Origin of the sequence: Streptomyces sp. NPDC000594, from assembly GCF_040299965.1 — a bacterium.
Classification (GTDB): Bacteria; Actinomycetota; Actinomycetes; order Streptomycetales; family Streptomycetaceae; genus Streptomyces.
On sequence record NZ_JBEPCY010000002.1, the window covers coordinates 19,762 to 36,622 of the forward strand.

Below are 16,861 nucleotides of genomic sequence, written 5' to 3' on the forward strand. Positions count from 1 at the left end.
AGAGGAGTCATGAGTGGCTCTCCGAGGAGATACGGGACCACGGTGATGAGCGCCCCAACCCCGGCCGGTGACAGCGAGAGCCCCAGCCCCGGCTACTACCCGGACCCTTCCATCCCGCACTACATCCGCTACTGGAACGGCGCCGCCTGGGTCCCCGGCAGCAGCCGCCCCGCGCCCGGCGCGGGCGAGGCGATGCCACCGCTGCCCGGACGGGTGACCCGGCAGCAGCCCGGACGGGCCCCGGCGGCCCGCGCGGAGCACCGGCCGGCGGGGGTGGCGGGGCAGAGCGGCCCGGGACGGGTGGAGGAGACCGGCCCCGTCTTCCTCGACGAGGACCCCCCGGAGCCGGTGCCGGAACCGTTCTCCCGACCGGAACCGGCCACCGCCTGGCGGGCCGACGCCGCCCGCCAGACCGGCTTCGGCGGCGACCACGACCACCGGGTCTCCTGGCAGGGGGGCCGCGCTCCGGGCCCCGGGGCCGCCGTGGCCGGCACGGCCCACGCCCCCGTCGACGCGGACCGGGGCGGCGGATCCGGTGCCCCCTTCCCCGCGCTCCGGCCGCAGAGCCCGCCCGGGGAGCGCCCCCGGCCCGCCGACCCCCGGCTGCCCGCCCCGCCCGTCCGCGAACGGGCCCGGCCCGCCGCCCGTGCGCCCGGGGCGATGACCGGCTCCATGACCGGGACGGGTACGGGTACGGGGCCGGGCCCCTCGGCAGCCCCGGGGCCCGGCCCGGTGGGTGAGGCCACCCGCCCGGAGGGAACCCTCCCCATCCGTCCGGTACGGCCCCGCAGCGGCGTGGAACCGCCCACCGACAGCACCCTGACGATCCGTGCCCTGCGCCGCGCCCGCGCCCAGCGGGCCGAGCGCGAGCGGGTCGAGCGGGAGCAGGCCCAGCGGGCCCGTACCGAAGGCGAACGGGCCGGGCACACCGCCGACCCCCGGATCGTCGGACCCTCCGGCCACGACGCGCCCGGCATGCCCGGCACACCCGGGGCGACCGGCACACCCGGGGCGACCGCAGGGCCGCCCGTCCCGGTCCCCGCCGCTCCCGTGCCGCGCCCGCCCCGGGTCTCCCCGGCGCTGCCGCCGGCCCTTCCGCTGCCCCCGGCCCGGCCCCGGTCCACCCGGCCGCCCGCCGTCGAGGAGGCCGGAAAGGCCGTCGCCTCCTGGTCCCAGCAGGTCCACCAACTGGCCCGGGGCGCGGGTGCCGAAGCGCCGCCCGAAGCCCCGCGGCCCGCCGCGCGCGAGCGCGCCACCCCCCGGCCCGCCGGACTCGGCCGCCGGCTCACCGCCCGGCTCGTCGACACCGTCGTCCTCGCCGCGCTGACCGGCGCCGTCGCCGTCCCCATGACCCTGCGCACCCTCGACCACGTCGACCACAAGATCGAGGCCGCCCGGCGCACCGGCCGTACCGTCACCGTCTGGCTGCTGGACACCACCACCGCCCTGAACATCGGTGTGGTCCTCGGCGCGCTGATCCTGCTCGGTCTGGTGTACGAGGCCCTGCCCACCGCCCGCTGGGGCGCCACCCTCGGCAAGCGGCTCTGCGGGATCGCCGTGCTCGACCTGGGGACCCACCGGCCCCCGTCGTTCGGCGCCGCGCTCCGCCGCTGGCTGGTCTACGTCCTGCTGGGGCCCGCGATCATCGGGGTGCTCAATGTGAGCTGGGCCCTGGTCGACCGGCCCTGGCGCCAGTGCTGGCACGACAAGGCCGCCCATACCTTTGTGGTCCTCCGCCGTGCCGCGCCCTGACGCCTCGGCCGCGCGGCGACCCGTACCGCGCCCCGGGCCCTCCACCGCGCGGCGACCCGTACCGCCACCCGGGAGGCGACCCCCGCCGGGCCGCGCACGGGGGACCGCCGTGCTCCGAACGGCGCACCCGGGATTGCGGGTGCCCCGGCCCCACGGTGCACTGCCCTCATGAGCAACGATCAGCCGCCGCCGCCCGGACCGGGCGGTGCCGATGACGACCCCTTCCGCAAGCGACCCCAGGACCCGGGCCCGCCCGGCGGCCAGGGCGACGGCTGGGGTCCCGGCCAGGGAAGCGGTCCCGGCCAGGGCGGACCCGGCGGGCCCGGACCCGGCGGCCCCTACGGCTCGGGCTCCGGCGGCGGTGGCCCCTACGGCACCGGCGGCGGCGACCCGTACGGCACCGGCGGCCCCTATGGCGCCGGCTCCCCCGGCGGCATGCCCCCGTACGACTCCAGCGGCTCCGGCGGCCCCCACAGCGGCGGCCCCGACCCGCTCGCCGGCATGCCCCCGCTCGCCGACTTCGGCAAGCGCCTCGCCGCCCGGGCCATCGACGCCGTGCTCGTCTTCATCCCGCTCTTCCTGCTGTCGCTGATCTTCGGCGGCTGGAGCGTCGGCGCCGAGAACGGCGACAGCTGGGACGACATCGCCAGCGATGTGAACACCGGCCGCCAGTGGGCCTGGTCGCTGATCGCCATGGTGGCCTATGTCGGCTACGACACCTGGTTCACCGTGAAGCGGCACGGCCAGACCTTCGGCAAGAAGCTGCTCCGGCTGCGGGTGGCGGCGCTCAACGACGGCAGTGTCCCGGACACCCGTGCCGCGCTGCTCCGCGCGGTCGTGCTCTGGGTGCCCGCGCTGCTCTGCTGCCTCTGTGTGTGGTGGCTGATCCTCATCATCTCGATCCTGGTGGACAAGCCCTATCGGCAGGGCCTCCACGACAAGGCGGGCCGTACCGTGGTGGTCACCGTTCCCGAGGGTCCCGCCCACCCGACCGCGTGACGCCCGACCGCGTGACACCCGGCCGTGTGGCACCCACCCTCATGACGCCCGACCGCGTGGCATCCGCCCGCGTGACACCCGATGCATGACATCCGGCCATATGACATCCGGCCGCATGGCACCCGCACGCTCCACCGGGGAACGATGGGGTCTTTCCGGCTCTTTTGATACCCGGCGCATCAGGGGCGCATGGAGTCATTGAGCCATTCATCTGGCCCATTTCTTTTCCTGTTTGTCGCATTCCCGGTTTGTTCTCCGTATTCTCCCGAGAACTGTCCGGTTATCGGAACTTCCCTTCTGCATAGTGCAGTAGGAATGTCTGAGTCAAGGGTTGTCTTTTCTTCACCGCCTGGGGTCGAATGCCGTCACTTGTGACGCGCTCGACCCGCCCGGACCCTCCCACCCCGGATCCGTGGCGACGGCGCGGGGGAGGACACCGTCAAGTGACCACCAGGAGACGGACGACCAGAGCGTCCGCCGTCATCGTCGCGCTCGCCGCCACCACCGCGGCGGCCGCGACGCTCAGCACCGCCCAGGCGGGGGATCGGGCGGACCGCGCGTCCGCGCCGATCCAGCGCGTGGACCCGGCACCGGGGAAGGACCATGTCGATCACGACCTCGACGGTCCTTTCAGCAAGCAGCAGAAGCAGCAGCGTCAGACCGCGCTCGAACAGGTCATATCCGGGGAGTCGACCGTGCAGAAGCGCGGTGCCTCCCAGGTCGTGAAGCTGGACAAGGGCAAGTACGTCGAGCTGGGCCGGGAGAAGACCGACAAGATCTTCACCATCCTGCTGGAGTTCGGCGACAAGGTCGACAACACCACCCTGCACGACCCGGACGGCCCCGAGGGTCCCGAGGCCCCCGCCGTGAAGTACGGCGGCACCCCCGGCCCGCTGCACAATGTGATCGCCGAGCCCAACCGCGCGGTCAACAACACCACGATCTGGCAGGCGGATTACAACCGCGCCCACTTCGAGGACCTGTACTTCGGCACCGGCAAGGACGCCCAGGGCAAGCCCAAGGAGTCGGTGAAGACCTACTTCGAGCGGGCGTCCTCGGGCCGCTACTCGGTCGACGGCACCGTCTCCGACTGGGTCAAGGTCGAGTACAACGAGGCCCGTTACGGCTCCAACTGGTGCGGCGAGAACACCTGCAACAACGCCTGGGACGCGGTCCGTGACGGCGTCAACGCCTGGGTGGCGGACCAGAAGGCCCAGGGCAGGACCCTGGAGCAGATCAAGGCGGCGCTCGCCGAGTACGACACCTGGGACCGTTACGACTTCGACAGTGACGGCAACTTCAACGAGCGCGACGGCTACATCGACCACTTCCAGTTCGTCCACGCCGGCGAGGACGAGTCCGCGGGCGGCGGCGTCCAGGGCACGGACGCCCTGTGGGCCCACCGCTGGTACGCCTACGGCACCGACAACGGGCGCACCGGACCCGACGGCAACAAGGCGGGCGGCACCCAGGTCGGCGACACCGGGGTGTGGGTCGGCGACTACACCGTCCAGCCCGAGAACGGCGGACTCGGCGTCTTCGCCCATGAGTACGCCCACGACCTGGGCCTGCCGGACCTCTACGACTACTCCGGCCGGGGCGAGAACTCCACCGGCTTCTGGAGCCTGATGTCCTCCGGCTCCTGGCTCAACCGGGGCCGGGACACCATCGGTGAGCGGCCCGGCGACATGACCGCCTGGGACAAGCTCCAGCTGGGCTGGCTCAACTACACCAAGGCGAAGGCGGCCACCGCCTCCAGCCACACCCTCGGGGTCTCCGCGTACAACACCAAGCGCCCCCAGGCGCTCGTGGTGGAGCTGCCGAAGCGGCCCGGCACCCGCCCGGTGGTCACGCCCGCCGAGGGCGCCAAGCAGTGGTGGAGCGACATGGGCGACGACCTCAGGAACACCCTGAGCCGCCCGGTCGACCTGACCGGCAAGTCGTCCGCCTCGCTGGAGCTGTCCGGCTGGTGGCAGATCGAGCGCGACTACGACTTCCTCTACACCGAGGTCTCCACCGACGGGGGCACCACCTGGACCCCCCTCGACGGCACCGCCGACGGTCAGCCGATCACCCGTGACCCGGGCGGCAAGCCCGCGCTGACGGGCCGTTCGGGCCCCCACAAGAAGCTCGTCTACCCGCTGAACGCCTACGCGGGCAAGAAGATCGACGTCCGCTTCCAGTACCGGACGGACGGCGCCACCGCGGAGCGCGGCTTCACCGCCGACGCCCTGACGATCAAGGCCGACGGCGCCACTCTGGTCAGCGACGGAGCCGAGGGCGACAACGCGGGCTGGACCGTGAACGGCTTCTCCCGCATCGGTGACTCGTACACCAAGGACTACGAGAAGTACTACATCGCCGAGAACCGCCAGTACGTCTCGTACGACGAGACCCTGCGGACCGGCCCGTACAACTTCGGCTTCCCGGCGCCGAGGAACCAGTGGGTGGAGCGCTACCCGTACCAGAACGGCCTGCTGATCTGGTACTGGGACACCTTCCAGATGGACAACAACGTCGGTCTGCACCCCGGTGAGGGCCAGATCCTCCCGATCGACGCCAACGCCAAGCCGCTGAAGTGGGCGGACGGCACCCTGATCCGCAACCGGATCCAGGCGTTCGACTCGACCTTCTCGACCCGCCCGTACGACGGGTTCACCCTCCACAGGGCGGGCGTCCCGACCCGGATCCCGGCCAAGAAGGGCCAGGGTGTCTTCGACGACCGCAAGGGCGTCTACTGGTCGGCCGAGAACCCCACCCAGGGGGTCAAGGTTGCTGACACCAACACCAAGATCTCGATCGTCAAGGAGCCGAAGAGCGGCGAGACGATCACCGTAAAGGTTGGTCCTTCCACCAAGTAATTGGTGAATGAGCAGGTCAGAACATGATCGGCCGTTGCCCCCTGGCGGGCGACGGCCGATCGTGTTTAGGTGCGGGGTGCCAGACTCTTATTGACACACGATCTCAACGGGGAGTCGATCCATATGCCCGGTGGAGGATTCAGCAGATTGCCGAGCGGCAGTGTGGTGGTCGCGCTCAGCCTGCCCAGCCCGCTCGGGGACGGCCGCCCCGCCCGCTTCCTCGTCCATGCGGCGAACCGGGCCCGCGCCCTGACCCGGCTGCGGAATCTGGGGCTGCGCGCCGTCTATCTGCGGGGGAACGCGGAGCCGCCCACGCCGGACGAGATCACCGCCGTGCTGCACCACCCGGACGGGCTGGTCTGGCGGACCCAGCCGGAGACGGGCGCCGGGCTCTGGCGCCCCTTCCGCGCGCTGCTGCGGGAGCGCACCGGCTTATCGGACCCGGCGGTACGGGGCTGACCGTACGGGTACCGGATCCGGATACCGCATACGGGTATGCGGGTACGGGTCAGACGGCCGGCGTCCCGGTCAGCGCCACGCCCGCCGTCCGCAGCTCCTTCAAGACCCACTCGGTGCGCTCCCGGGAGACCCCCGCCGTCAGATCGAGCAGCACCCGGGTGGTGAAGCCCTCCCGGACCGCGTCCAGCGCGGTGGCCCGTACACAGTGGTCGGTGGCGATGCCGACCACGTCGACCTCGGTCACCTCATGGTCGCGCAGCCACTCGGCGAGGGTGTGCCCGTTCTCGTTGCTGCCCTCGAAACCGCTGTACGCGGCGGCGTAGGCGCCCTTGTCGAACACGGCGTCGATCGCGCCGGAGGCCACGGCGGGGGCGAAGTTCGGATGGAAGCCCACCCCCTCGGTGCCCGCCACACAATGCACCGGCCAGCTGTTCTCGTAGTCGGGCGTGTCCGAGAAGTGGTCACCCGGGTCGACATGGCAGTCACGGGTGGCGACGACATGGCGGTAGGTGTCCCGCGCGGAGTCGCCGATCAGCTCGGTGACGGCGGCGGCGACCTCGGCACCTCCCGCCACCGCGAGGCTGCCGCCCTCGCAGAAGTCGTTCTGAACGTCGACGACGATCAACGCGCGGTGCATGGCGGCTGTCCTTCGGTGAGGGGGGATGGGTACGGCTGTCTGCGGATGCCCCGGTTCAGGGGGAATATCCCCGGAGCGGGGAGTCCGGCGGACGGCCGGTGGGCTCTTCATGTGCATGGCAGGGTACGCGGTCGTGCCCCGGGCCCGGCAGTCCGGCGCACCGGTCGTGCGCCCCCGTCCGTACCCGCTTGTGGGCCGGTGGCCGCCGGGAGCGCCGCGGTCGCCCCCTTCCCGCCCACCCCCGCCCGTACGCCGTCTATACGTACTCCGTCGGCAGAACGGGCTCGCCCCTGGAGAGCTGAACGGCCGACATCGGGAGCGCGGCCCGCGCCGTGATGTGCCGTTCGCGCGCGGTGTCCAGCGGCTCACGGGCCACCACCTCGCCGCCCGTGACCAGCGGGATCTGGAGCTGCCTCCCGGCCGGCCCGGTGGGGACCGGGCCGGTGCCCACGATCTCCGCCTCCGCGATCCCCTCGGCGTCGGTCCGCCGGAGGGCCCACTTGCGGCCGCCCCGGGAGGACTTCGACCCGAGGGACTTCTTCGCCACCGGCTCCAGCGGCCCGCCGGGCGTCGCGGCGCGGGCGACCAGCTTGTAGACCATCGAGCAGGTGGGGTGCCCGCTGCCGGTGACCAGCTGGGTGCCGACGCCGTACGCGTCCACCGGCGCGGCGGCCAGCGAGGCGATGGCGTACTCGTCCAGATCGGAGGTGACCGTGATCCGGGTGTCCCGGGCGCCCAGCTCGTCCAGCTGCTGGCGCACCCGGTGGGCCACCAGCAGCAGATCGCCGGAGTCGATCCGGACCGCGCCGAGACCGGGCCCGGCCACCTCGACCGCGGTACGGACCGCCTCGGCCACGTCATAGGTGTCGACCAGCAGGGTGGTGCCCCGGCCCAGCGACTCCACCTGGGCCCGGAAGGCGTCCCGCTCGCTGTCGTGCAGCAGGGTGAAGGCGTGCGCGCTCGTCCCCACGGTGGGGATGCCGTAGCGGAAGCCCGCAGCCAGATCGGAGGTGGAGTCGAAGCCGCCGACATACGCGGCGCGCGCCGAGGCCACCGCCGCCAGCTCATGGGTGCGCCGGGCGCCCATCTCGATCAGCCGCCGGCCGCCGGCCGCCGAGGACATCCGGGAGGCCGCGGCGGCGATGGCCGAGTCGTGGTTGAGGATGGAGAGGATCACCGTCTCCAGCAGCACGCACTCGGCGAAGGAGCCCTCGACCCGCAGGACGGGGGAGCCGGGGAAGTAGACCTCGCCCTCGGGGTAGCCCCAGATGTCGCCGCGGAAGCGGTAGGAGGCCAGCCAGTCGAGGGTGGGCCCGTCCACGATGTTCCGCTCGCGCAGGAAGCGCAGCACCCCGGCGTCGAAGCGGAAGTTCTCCACGGCGTCCAGTACCCGGCCGGTGCCCGCGATCACCCCGTACCGGCGGCCCTCGGGGAGTCTGCGGGTGAAGACCTCGAAGACCGAGGGGCGGTCGGCGGTGCCCGCGCGCAGGGCCGCCTGGACCATCGTGAACTCGTACTGATCGGTGAAGAGGGCGGTGGAGGGGACGTCCACCGGCAGCCCCAGGTCAGCGGTGTTCACGACACTCCACCTCATGCTTTCGTCACGGCCGCCCTCCGACCACGGGCGATCCAGCCATGGCCCGGATGCTACCCCACATCTCGTCAAACTGACGAGATGTGGTCCCCGTTTATGCGTCGAGCCCTCCTGGGTGGCAGCATGGATCAGGTGAGTGTTGCCCCCACCGAGATCGAACGCCCCGCGCCGGCGGAGGAGACCTTCGCCGTCCCCGAACCCGACGTCCCGTGGGTGACGCTCGTCCACAACGACCCGGTCAATCTGATGAGCTATGTCACCTACGTCTTCCAGGCGTATTTCGGCTACTCCAAGGACAAGGCGCGAAAGCTGATGCTCGACGTGCACCACAAGGGGCGCGCGGTGGTCTCCAGCGGCAGCCGCGAGGAGATGGAACGCGACGTGCAGGCGATGCACGGCTACGGCCTGTGGGCCACCCTCTCGCAGGACCGCGGCTGATGCCGGGACACTTCGAGCCGGTCCCCGGCGGCGGCGCCTCGGTGGCGCTGGACGATGTCGAGATCTCCATCCTGCGCTCGCTGGCCGTACAGCTCCTGGAGCTGATCGGACCCGGCACCGAGCCGGTCGAGGGCGAGGACCCGCTGGCCGCGCTCTTCGCCGAGGGCCCCAGCGAGCCGCCGTCCGACCCGGCGGTGGCCCGGCTCTTCCCGGACGCCTACCGGGGGCCGGCAGCCGGCAAACCGGACGCGAAGCCGGACGAGAAGCAGGGCGGGAAGCCGGACGAGAAGCTGGCGGAGGCGTCCGCCGAGTTCCGCCGCTTCACCGAGAACGACCTCCGCGCCCACAAGCGCGAGGACGCCCTCGCCGTGGTGCGCGCGCTGGACTCGCTCACCCCGGGCGCCGACGGCGGCGCGGTGCTCGCGCTCTCCCCCGGGGAGTGCGTGAACTGGCTGCGCTCCCTCAACGACCTGCGACTGACCATCGGCACCCGGCTGGAGGTCAGCGACGAGGACGAGTCGAGCGGCCTCTACCGGCTGCCCGACTCCGATCCGCGCAAGCCGATGGTGATGGCCTATCTCTGGCTGGGCGTGCTCCAGGAGACGCTGGTCGAGACGCTGATGCCCTGATGCCCTGACGCCCGACCGGCGCCTGTTCTGTCCGGCGCCCGTCCGGTGTGTGCCCGGTGAGTGTGTGCCCGGCACCTGTCCGGCGTCTGCCGGGCGCCTGCCTGATATCCGCCGGGTGTTTTCCCGTGCGATGCCCAGGATGCACCGGGGGCCGCTGAGCGGGGGAATCTGTCCGATATTCGGACAGCGATCACCGGTGAAGACTCAGCGGACGCTCAAATCCGAATAACGATCCCGTCACCGCATCGAAGGCGATTGTCATTTGATGCGTCTTTTTTCCCATTTCTCTGGTGGCTTGAGTCACACGCGTCGTCGCGCCCGGTCACCTCGCCCGTGATAAACCTGCACTTCCGCCAGGGGCGCCACCCATGCCTCTGGAGGCGCTTTGGCCGGCGGATCGCCGGTGGCACTCCATCCGTATCCGGGGGGATCAGGACCTGATCCGCATTCCGCGCGCAAGCGGGAGCGGATCCGCATGGAGAAAGGGCGCATCACCATGACCTCAGTGCAGGTCGGCAAGGATGACGGGCACGACGGCAAGGGTGCGGCGGGACTCGACGGGTCCCCGGCGGCCCCTGGCTCCCCCGGCGGGGCCGATGACAATCAGGGTTACCACCGGGCACTGAATGCCCGGCAGATACAGATGATCGCCATTGGCGGCGCGATCGGTACCGGGCTCTTCCTCGGCGCCGGCCGGGGCATCTCCAAGGCGGGCCCCAGCCTGATCCTGGCCTACGCCGTCGCCGGTGTGGTCATCTTCTTCATCATGCGGGCCCTCGGCGAGCTGCTGATGTACCGCCCGGTCGCGGGGTCCTTCTCGGACTACGCGCGGGAGTTCGTGGGCCCCTTCGCGGGCTTTGTCACCGGCTGGACCTACTGGCTCTTCTGGGTGGTCACCGGAATGACCGAGGTCACCGCCGCCGCCAGCTATATGACGTACTGGTGGGACATTCCCCAGTGGATCTCGGCCCTGGTCTTCACCTTCATTCTCTACGCCGCCAATCTGATCTCGGTGAAGATCTTCGGCGAGCTGGAGTTCTGGTTCTCGATGATCAAGGTCACCGCGATCGTCGGCATGATCCTGATCTGTGCGGGCATTCTCACCCTCGGCTTCTCGGACGCCGGTGACACCGCCTCGGTGACCCTGCTCTGGGACGACGGCGGATTCTTCCCCAAGGGCATCGGCGGCACCCTGATGACCCTCCAGATCGTGATGTTCGCCTTCCTCGCCGTCGAACTCGTCGGCGTCACCGCCGGTGAGTCCAAGGACCCCGAGAAGAACCTCCCCAAGGCGATCAACACCGTTCCGATCCGTATCGCGATCTTCTACATCGGCGCCCTGATCATGATCCTGTCGGTGGTCTCCTGGACCACCTTCCAGCCCGGGGTCTCGCCGTTCGTGGCCGCCTTCGACGAGATGGGGCTCCAGGTCGGCGCCGCCATCGTCAACTTCGTCGTGCTGACCGCCGCGCTCTCCTCCTGCAACTCCGGCATGTACTCCACCGGCCGGATGCTGCGCGACCTGGCCCTCAACAACCAGGGCCCGAGGATCTTCACCCGGCTCACCAAGAACGGCACCCCGCTCCTGGGCACCACCTTCTCCGCCGGGCTGATGCTCATCGGTGTCTGGATCAACTACCAGTGGCCCGGCGAGGCGTTCCACAAGATCGTCTCCTTTGCCACCATCTCCGGTATGTGGGCCTGGATCATGATCCTGGTCTGCCAGATCCGCTACCGCGCCAAGGCGGACCGGGGCGAGCTGCCCCAGTCCACCTTCCGGGCCCCCGGCGCCCCGTACACCAGCTGGTTCGCCCTGGCCTTCATCGGTCTGGTGATCGTGCTGATGGGTGTCGACAAGGACGCCAGGATCTCCCTCTATGTCGCCCCGGTCTGGGGGCTGCTGCTCGGCGTCGCCTATCTGCTGCTGAAGCGGCGCGATCCGCAGGGAGCGGCGTTCACCAAGCGCTGACCGGCCGGCAGGCCGTGGACAGAAGGGCGGGGCCGTACCGGAGAGCGGTACGGCCCCGCCCCCGTCGTTGTACGGAGCACCCGGGGGGCCGGTACGGAGCAGGGCGTTCCGGTGGTCGGTACAGAGGAACGTTTCCGCGTTCGCCCTGCTTATCCTGACCGCATGCTGACGCTGACGAAGGCCCTCTTCGACCGGATCGTGGCGCATGCCCGCGCCGACCACCCCGACGAGGCATGCGGAGTCGTGGCGGGCCCGGCGGGCACCGGCCGCCCCGAGCGGTTCATCCCCATGCTGAACGCGGCCCGCTCGCCCACGTTCTACGAGTTCGACTCCGGCGATCTCCTCAAGCTCTACCGGGAGATGGACGACCGTGACGAGGAGCCGGTGATCATCTACCACTCCCACACGGCCACCGAGGCCTATCCCTCCCGTACCGACATCACCTACGCCAATGAGCCCGGCGCCCACTATGTCCTGGTCTCGACCGCCGACGGCGATGACGCCGGACCGTTCCAGTTCCGCTCGTTCCGGATCGTGGACGGTGAGGTCACCGAGGAGGACGTGGAGATCGTGGAGGCATACTGAGGGCCGGGCCGGCGGCGGACCGTGTCGGCGGGGCCTCGGGGCCCCGTGAGACCGGGCAGTACCGGCACCACGGCAGTACCGGCACCACCACGGCAGTACCGGCACCATCACGGCAGTACCCGTGCCGCAGCAGTACCCGTACCAGAGCGCTTACACGTATCAACAACACAACTGCACAGACAGGGCGGCGGGCCCCAGGAAACCGGTGCGAATCCGGCGCGGTCCCGCCACTGTGAACCGAGCCCCCGGCTCGGCAGCCAGGAACTGATCCGCCGCCCTCCCACCACCCAGGGGACGTGGAAATCCCCTCAAGGAGGCCGTACCCCGTCATGTCCAGGCGCCGTTCCATACCCGCAGCCGTTCTGATGTCCACCGCCCTGCTCGTCACCCTCACCGCCTGCGGCTCCTACTCCGGGGGGTCCGCCTCCGGTACCTCCGGTGACGCGGGGAAGAGCGACACCGCGGGCTCCGGCGGAGCCTTCCCGTACACCGTCGACAACTGCGGTGTGAAGACCACCTTCCAGCGCGCGCCCCAGCGGGTCGTCACCATGAACCAGCATGTCACCGAGGTGATGCTGGAACTCGGCCTGGAGAAGTCCCTCGTCGGCACCGCCTATCTCGACGACGCCGTGCTGCCCCGCTACAAGAAGGCCTACGACTCCGTCCCCGTCGTCGCCAAGGAGTACCCCTCCCGCGAGAAGCTGCTCTCCGTCAACCCCGACTTCGTCTACGGCGGTTACGCCAGCGCCTTCGAGGCCAAGGACGGGCGCACCCGGGACGGGCTGAAGGACTCCGGCATCGAGAGCAGGCTCAACATCGAGTACTGCACCGAGAAGCGGACCACCCTGGACGACCTCTACCGGGAGGTCGAGGAGGTCGGCCGCACCTTCGGCGTCCAGGAGCGGGCCGAGCGGTGGATCGCCGGGGCGAAGAGGACGGTCGCCGGGACCGAGAAGCGGCGGGCCGGGGAGAAGCCCGTGCCGGTCTTCGTGTACGACGGCGGCGACAAGACCGCCACCACCATCGGCGGCAAGGGCATCGGCCAGGAGCTGATCACGCGCGCGGGCGGGAAGAACGTCTTCGCCGATATCGACAAGTCGTTCGGCGACGCCACCTGGGAGCAGGTCGTGGCCCGTAAGCCCGAGACCATCCTGATCCTCGAATACGGCTCGGTCAGCGTCGCCCAGAAGAAGAAGCGGCTGCTGGACGACCCGGCGCTGCGGGATGTGCCCGCCGTGCGGAACAAGAGCTTCGCGGTGCTGCCGCTCTCCGACGCGGTGCTCGGGGTACGGGCGCCCGCCGCCATCGCCAAGCTGGCCACCCAGTTCGACCGGTGACCACGGTGAAGCCCGTGAAGCCGGTGAACCCGGCCGGGACCGTGAACCCGGCCGGGGCCGTGGCCCAGGACGCCAACGACGTGACGGGTGCGGCGGTTGCCAGGGGTGCCGAGGACGGTGACCGGCCCGCCGGCCGGACCCGGACCCGGGCCCGGCTCCGCTACGGAGCCGTGGTCGCCGCCCTGCTCGCCGCCCTGGCCGCCGCCGTCATCGCCGGACTCGCCATCGGATCCGTCCGCATCCCGCCCGGCGAGGTGGTGCGGGCCCTGCTCCCCGGCGCCGCGCCCAGCCCCTTCCGCACCATCGTCATCGAGGTACGGCTGCCCCGGGTGCTCCTCGGCGCCGTCGTCGGCGCCGGGCTCGCGGTCGTCGGCACCGTCCTCCAGGCCCTGGTCCGCAACCGGCTCGCCGACCCCTTCCTCCTCGGGATCTCCTCCGGGGCCTCCACCGGCGCCGTCGTCGTCCTCACCCTGGGCATCGGCGCCACCACCGCCGTCGCCATGCCGCTGGGGGCCTTCGCCGGGGCCCTCGCCGCGCTGGTCCTCGTCTATCTCCTGGCCGCCCGGGGAGGAGCCATGACCGGCACCCGGCTGGTCCTCGCCGGGGTCACCGTCTCGTACATCCTCACCGCCCTCACCACCCTCGTCCTGGTCGCCTCCGCCCGGCCCGAGCACTTCCGGGAGGCCCTGTACTGGTCCCTCGGCGGACTCGGCAGCGCCCGCTGGGACACCGTCTGGCTGCCCACCGTCGTCTTCTGCGCGGTCCTGCCGCTGCTGCTCACGCTGGCCCGGCCGCTGGATCTGCTGCTGGTGGGGGAGGAGAGCGCCACCGTCCTCGGGCTGGACGTGGCCCGCTTCCGGGCCGCCGTCTTCGTCCTGGTCTCGCTGGTCACCGCGGTCCTGGTGGCCGCGAGCGGCGCCGTCGGCTTCATCGGGCTGATGGTGCCGCACGCCGCCCGGCTACTGGTGGGCGCCACCCACCGGGCCCTGCTGCCGGTCGCCGCGCTCGGCGGGGCGGCCGCCCTGATCACCGCCGATCTCGCCGCCCGGACCGTCGCATCGCCGCAGGACATCCCCGTCGGTGTGCTCACCGCGCTGATCGGCGGGCCGCTCTTCCTCTGGCTGATGCGCACCCGTACCGCCCAAGGAGCCACCCTGTGAGCACCCCGCCGCCCGGTACCGCCCGGGACCAGGAGACCCCCACCGGCCGGGCCGACCTCACCGTGCGCGGGATCCGCTACGCCACCGGCGGCCGGCTCCTCCTCGACGGGGTCGACCTCGACGCCCGCCCCGGCGAGACCGTCGGCCTCGTCGGCCCCAACGGCAGCGGCAAGACCACCCTGCTGCGCTGTGTGTACGGAGCCCTCCGCCCCACCGCCGGAACGATTCTGCTGGACGGGGACGATCTGCTCGCCCTCGGCACCAAGGAGCGCGCCCGCCGGGTGGCGAGCGTCCCCCAGGAGGCCCCCGCCGAGTTCGAGCTGACCGTACGCGAGATCGTCGCCATGGGCCGCGCCCCGCACAAGCGGTTCTGGGAACCCGACTCGGCCGCCGACGGCGCCCGCGTCGACGAGGCGCTCACCCGGATCGGCGCCGACGCCCTCGCCGACCGCCCCTTCCCCTCCCTCTCCGGCGGCGAACGCCAGCGGGTCCTGGTCGCCCGCGCCCTGGTCCAGCGGCCCACGCTGATGGTCCTGGACGAGCCCACCAACCATCTCGACATCCGCTACCAGCTGGAGATCCTGGGGCTGGTCCGGGCGCTGGGCACCACCGCCGTCCTCGCCCTGCACGACCTCAACCTCGCCGCCCACTACTGCGACCGGATCGTGGTCCTGCGCTCGGGCCGGGTCGCCGCCGTCGGCCCCCCGGCCGAGGTGCTCACCCCCGAACTCCTCGCCGATGTCTACCGCGTCGACGCCGAGATCACCCTCCACCCGGCCACCGGCTCGCCCGTCATCACCTACCTCCCGCCCGCATGGTGAGCACCACACATCCGGGATATGAGACGGCCTTCCGGGATCCGGACCGGGAATCGATACGATGACCGCATGGTTGACCACGACATGAGCGAGAAGACGCCGGGCGGCTCCGTGCTGCTCGTGGCGCGGCTCCATGTCGACCTCTGCCGGCTCGCCAGCGCGATGTGTCCCTGACCCCGGCCGCGGGCCCACCGGCGGGCCCGCCCCCGGGGCCGGGAGCTGACGCCCGAACCGGGCAGCACCCGAGCACCACCCCCCTCGCGCGGGGGAAGAAACCGCGCACCGCCGCCTCTCCACCGTTCCCCACGGGAGTCCACGTCATGGCCATCGAGGTTCGTATCCCGACCATCCTGCGCACCTACACCGACGGCGAGAAGGCCGTCGAGGGCACGGGAGCCACCCTCGCCGAACTCTTCGCCGACCTGGAGACCCGCCATGCCGGCATCCAGGCCCGCATCGTGGACGACAGTGGTGACCTGCGCCGTTTCGTCAATGTCTATCTCAACGACGAGGACGTCCGCTTCCTCAAGGGCATCTCCACCGAACTCGGCGACGGCGACAGCGTCACCATCCTGCCGGCCGTCGCCGGCGGAATGCGCTGATCCGGATGCGCTATGACTCCCCGCTCGCGGCGGTCGGCAACACCCCGCTGGTCCGGCTCCCCCGGCTCTCCCCCTCGGACGACGTCCGGATCTGGGCCAAGCTGGAGGACCGCAACCCGACCGGCTCGGTCAAGGACCGCCCGGCGCTCCATATGATCGAGCAGGCGGAGAAGGCCGGACGGCTCACCCCCGGCTGCACGATCCTGGAGCCCACCTCCGGCAATACGGGCATCTCCCTGGCGATGGCGGCCCGGCTCAAGGGCTACCGCATCGTCTGCGTCATGCCGGAGAACACCAGCGAGGAGCGCAGGCAACTGCTCGCCATGTGGGGCGCCGAGATCGTCTCCTCACCCGCGGCGGGCGGATCCAACACGGCGGTCCGCGTCGCCAAGGAACTCGCCGCGGACCACCCCGACTGGGTCATGCTCTACCAGTACGGCAACCCCGACAACGCGGGCGCCCACTACGCCACCACCGGCCCGGAGATCCTCGCCGACCTCCCCACCATCACCCACTTCGTGGCGGGCCTCGGCACCACCGGCACCCTCATGGGCGTCGGCCGCTATCTGCGCGAGCGGGTCCCCGGCATCACCGTCGTCGCCGCCGAGCCCCGCTACGACGACCTCGTGTACGGGCTGCGCAATCTGGACGAGGGCTTCGTCCCGGAGCTGTACGACGCCTCCGTCCTCACCACCCGCTTCTCCGTCGGCTCCGCGGACGCCGTCACCCGTACCCGCGAGCTGCTCCAGCAGGAGGGCATCTTCGCCGGGGTCTCCACCGGCGCCGCGCTGCACGCCGCCATCGGCGTCGGCCGCAAGGCGGTCAAGGCCCAGGAGCGCGCGGACATCGTCTTCGTCGTCGCCGACGGCGGCTGGAAGTACCTCTCCACCGGGGTCTACACCGCCCCCACCACCGAGGCGGCGATCGAGGCCCTCCAGGGCCAGCTCTGGGCCTGACCCCCGCCGCCGCACCACCACCCGTACCACCGCTCCACCCCGTACCACCGCTCCACCCCGCATCG

General features: G+C 71.3%; 16 protein-coding genes and 1 riboswitch. Of the genes, 14 read left to right on the forward strand and 2 right to left on the reverse strand.

Going from position 1 to position 16,861, the window contains the following annotated elements; all coding sequences use genetic code 11:
• Nucleotides 1-45 precede the first annotated feature (45 nt).
• The 4 genes from ABT354_RS02835 to ABT354_RS02850 all read left to right on the forward strand — a co-directional run bounded on the left by ABT354_RS02835 (nt 46) and on the right by ABT354_RS02850 (nt 6,071).
• Nucleotides 46-1,752: an RDD family protein gene (locus ABT354_RS02835; RefSeq protein WP_351488102.1), complete on the forward strand. Its 1,707-nt coding sequence runs from the start codon at nt 46-48 to the stop codon at nt 1,750-1,752.
• A 168-nt stretch (nt 1,753-1,920) separates the two neighbouring features.
• A complete protein-coding gene (locus ABT354_RS02840; protein WP_351488104.1) occupies nt 1,921-2,751 on the forward strand; it encodes an RDD family protein in 831 nt (276 codons plus the stop codon).
• A gap of 443 nt (nt 2,752-3,194) precedes the next feature.
• A complete protein-coding gene (locus ABT354_RS02845; protein ID WP_351488106.1) occupies nt 3,195-5,612 on the forward strand; it encodes an immune inhibitor A domain-containing protein in 2,418 nt (805 codons plus the stop codon).
• A 123-nt stretch (nt 5,613-5,735) separates the two neighbouring features.
• Nucleotides 5,736-6,071 (forward strand): hypothetical protein, encoded by a 336-nt coding sequence (locus tag ABT354_RS02850; RefSeq protein WP_351489130.1) that lies wholly within the window; start codon nt 5,736-5,738, stop codon nt 6,069-6,071.
• Between the two features lie 49 nt (nt 6,072-6,120).
• Here the strand turns inward: ABT354_RS02850 and ABT354_RS02855 are convergent, their stop codons facing one another.
• Together ABT354_RS02855 and ABT354_RS02860 are read right to left on the reverse strand one after the other, a co-directional pair.
• Nucleotides 6,121-6,708: an isochorismatase family protein gene (locus ABT354_RS02855; protein WP_351488109.1), complete on the reverse strand. Its 588-nt coding sequence runs from the start codon at nt 6,706-6,708 to the stop codon at nt 6,121-6,123.
• Between the two features lie 256 nt (nt 6,709-6,964).
• Nucleotides 6,965-8,287, reverse strand: a complete 1,323-nt coding sequence (locus ABT354_RS02860; RefSeq protein WP_351488112.1) for a nicotinate phosphoribosyltransferase — start codon at nt 8,285-8,287, stop codon at nt 6,965-6,967.
• 138 nt (nt 8,288-8,425) lie between these two features.
• Here ABT354_RS02860 and clpS point away from each other — a divergent pair, with 138 nt between their 5' ends.
• From clpS to ABT354_RS02910, 10 genes are all read left to right on the forward strand, one after another.
• Nucleotides 8,426-8,740, forward strand: a complete 315-nt coding sequence (gene clpS / locus ABT354_RS02865) for an ATP-dependent Clp protease adapter ClpS (RefSeq protein WP_351488115.1) — start codon at nt 8,426-8,428, stop codon at nt 8,738-8,740.
• Nucleotides 8,740-9,369, forward strand: coding sequence for a DUF2017 domain-containing protein (locus ABT354_RS02870; RefSeq protein ID WP_351488118.1), 630 nt, complete (start codon nt 8,740-8,742; stop codon nt 9,367-9,369). The genes clpS and ABT354_RS02870 overlap by 1 nt, the downstream gene beginning before the upstream one ends.
• A 496-nt stretch (nt 9,370-9,865) precedes the next feature.
• Nucleotides 9,866-11,338, forward strand: a complete 1,473-nt coding sequence (locus ABT354_RS02875; protein WP_351488120.1) for an amino acid permease — start codon at nt 9,866-9,868, stop codon at nt 11,336-11,338.
• Nucleotides 11,339-11,500: 162 nt separating this feature from the next.
• Nucleotides 11,501-11,923: a M67 family metallopeptidase gene (locus tag ABT354_RS02880; protein ID WP_351488122.1), complete on the forward strand. Its 423-nt coding sequence runs from the start codon at nt 11,501-11,503 to the stop codon at nt 11,921-11,923.
• Nucleotides 11,924-12,095: 172 nt separating this feature from the next.
• A riboswitch (cobalamin riboswitch) is annotated at nt 12,096-12,210 on the forward strand.
• 42 nt (nt 12,211-12,252) lie between these two features.
• The gene (locus tag ABT354_RS02885) at nt 12,253-13,260 is read left to right on the forward strand and encodes an ABC transporter substrate-binding protein (RefSeq protein ID WP_351488125.1); all 1,008 of its coding nucleotides are present in this window, start codon (nt 12,253-12,255) and stop codon (nt 13,258-13,260) included.
• Nucleotides 13,261-13,430: 170 nt separating this feature from the next.
• On the forward strand, nt 13,431-14,420 hold the full coding sequence (locus ABT354_RS02890) for a FecCD family ABC transporter permease (RefSeq protein ID WP_351489133.1): 990 nt from the start codon (nt 13,431-13,433) through the stop codon (nt 14,418-14,420).
• A gap of 62 nt (nt 14,421-14,482) precedes the next feature.
• Nucleotides 14,483-15,241 (forward strand): ABC transporter ATP-binding protein, encoded by a 759-nt coding sequence (locus ABT354_RS02895; protein ID WP_502983320.1) that lies wholly within the window; start codon nt 14,483-14,485, stop codon nt 15,239-15,241.
• A gap of 66 nt (nt 15,242-15,307) precedes the next feature.
• Nucleotides 15,308-15,412, forward strand: a complete 105-nt coding sequence (locus ABT354_RS02900) for a putative leader peptide (RefSeq protein ID WP_351488128.1) — start codon at nt 15,308-15,310, stop codon at nt 15,410-15,412.
• A gap of 146 nt (nt 15,413-15,558) precedes the next feature.
• The gene (locus ABT354_RS02905; protein WP_351488130.1) at nt 15,559-15,840 is read left to right on the forward strand and encodes a MoaD/ThiS family protein; all 282 of its coding nucleotides are present in this window, start codon (nt 15,559-15,561) and stop codon (nt 15,838-15,840) included.
• A gap of 5 nt (nt 15,841-15,845) precedes the next feature.
• Nucleotides 15,846-16,796, forward strand: a complete 951-nt coding sequence (locus ABT354_RS02910; RefSeq protein ID WP_351488132.1) for a PLP-dependent cysteine synthase family protein — start codon at nt 15,846-15,848, stop codon at nt 16,794-16,796.
• Nucleotides 16,797-16,861: the final 65 nt, after the last annotated feature.